The following is a 1,561-nucleotide window of genomic DNA, read 5'->3' on the forward strand; positions in this document are numbered from 1 at the left end:
ACGTTGACGCTGCTGCAGAAACATCCCGATCTCGTCGGCCTCTATGTCTGCGGCGGCGGCATGGAGGGGGCAATTTCGGCATTCCGCGAAGAAGGCGTCGGCGGCAAGATCGTCCTCGTGGTCAACGAGCTGACGCCCGACAGCAAAGCCGGCCTTGCCGACGATATCGTCGCCATGGCGATCGGCACCCCCCTGCCCGCACTCTGTAAGGAGTTGATGGTCCTGATGACGGGCGCCATCGAAAACGGCGAAACGGCTGTTCCCGGACAGCTCTTCCTGCCTTTCGATATTCATATTTCCGAGAACATCTGAGGCGTGATGGAATTCCATCATTCCGTTCGAAATTCTCTCAGCAATGAAAGCCGGCGCCGGCGATGACGGATGGATTGCGACGCGAATTCCGATAGAGATTCGCTGAAACATTCACGAGGACCGCTCCGCCCTGACGCGGAGATCAGGAGGAGATACCGATCATGACTTCGATCCGTTTTGCGCTCAACCATATGGCCGCGCCGTCGCTTGCCATCGACGATTTTTTCGCGCTGGCCCGATCGCTTGGCATCGATGCCGTCGAGATCCGCAACGACCTTTCCGGCAATGCCATCCTCGACGGCACCAAACCCGAAACGATCAAACAAGCGGCCGCCCGCCATGGCGTGACGATCATCTCGATCAACGCCCTGCAGCGCTTCAACGAGTGGAACGCGACCCGGGCCGCTGAAGCGGAGGAACTGATCGATTATGCCGGCGCGTCGGGCGCCAAGGCGCTCGTCCTCGTTCCGAAGAACGACGGCACCGGCTGCGCGGATGGCGAACGGCAGGCCAATCTGCGCCAGTCTCTGATTGCGCTGAAGCCGATGCTGGAGGAAGCCGGCATTATCGGTCTCGTCGAGCCGCTCGGTTTCGAGATCTGCTCGCTGCGCTCGAAGACCGAGGCAGCCGAGGCAATCAGGGAACTCGGCGCGGAATCGACCTTCAGGCTTGTCCACGACACCTTCCACCATCACCTTGCCGGCGAAGCGGCGACCTTCCCTGAGCTGGCCGGCCTCGTTCACATTTCCGGGGTCAGCGATCCCTCCGTTTCCGTTGCCGATATGCGCGATTCCCACCGCGTGCTCGTGGACGGCGACGACCGGCTCGATAATGCCGGACAGGTCACGGCGCTGCTGCAGGCTGGCTATACCGGCCCGTTCTCCTTTGAACCCTTTGCAGCGGAGGTGCATGCGCTGAAAGACCCGGCCGGCGCGCTGCGCGCCAGCATGGAGTATCTCAGCGCGCGGGTCTAAAAGCCGCGCGGTCGCTTGACGCTACTCTCTACCTCTGAACCGGCGCTGATAGGCCGGATCGTAGAGCGAGCTTTCGCGGAAATCTTCCGCCGCGAGCGAGGGGCCGACGAAGATGATCGCTGTGCGTTCGATCGGTTCGGCCGCAACCTTTGCCTCGATATCGGCGAGCGTGCCGCGCAGGATGCGCTCGTCTGGCCAGGAGGCCTTGACGACGATCGCGACCGGGCAGTCGACGCCGTAAAGCGGCGTCAACTCTTCGACCACCTGCTTCAGCG

The 1,561-nt window shown here is 62.1% G+C and carries 2 protein-coding genes and 1 pseudogene; 2 read left to right on the top strand and 1 reads right to left on the bottom strand.

What is annotated here, in order from left to right; all coding sequences use genetic code 11:
- Together AC1D1Z_RS37270 and AC1D1Z_RS37275 are read left to right on the top strand one after the other, a co-directional pair.
- The coding region (locus AC1D1Z_RS37270; protein ID WP_477853835.1) for a type 1 periplasmic-binding domain-containing protein at positions 1-312 on the top strand (312 nt) is incomplete at its 5' end.
- 161 nt (positions 313-473) lie between these two features.
- Positions 474-1,286 carry a TIM barrel protein gene (locus AC1D1Z_RS37275; RefSeq protein WP_477853836.1) on the top strand — a complete coding sequence of 271 codons (813 nt, stop codon included), beginning with the start codon at positions 474-476 and terminating at the stop codon, positions 1,284-1,286.
- A 21-nt stretch (positions 1,287-1,307) separates the two neighbouring features.
- On the opposite strand, the pseudogene AC1D1Z_RS37280 reads toward AC1D1Z_RS37275, so the two are convergent.
- Positions 1,308-1,561, bottom strand: a pseudogene (locus AC1D1Z_RS37280) (precorrin-4 C(11)-methyltransferase); the annotation flags it as partial.

Source organism: Rhizobium sp. P1_E1, from assembly GCF_056406015.1.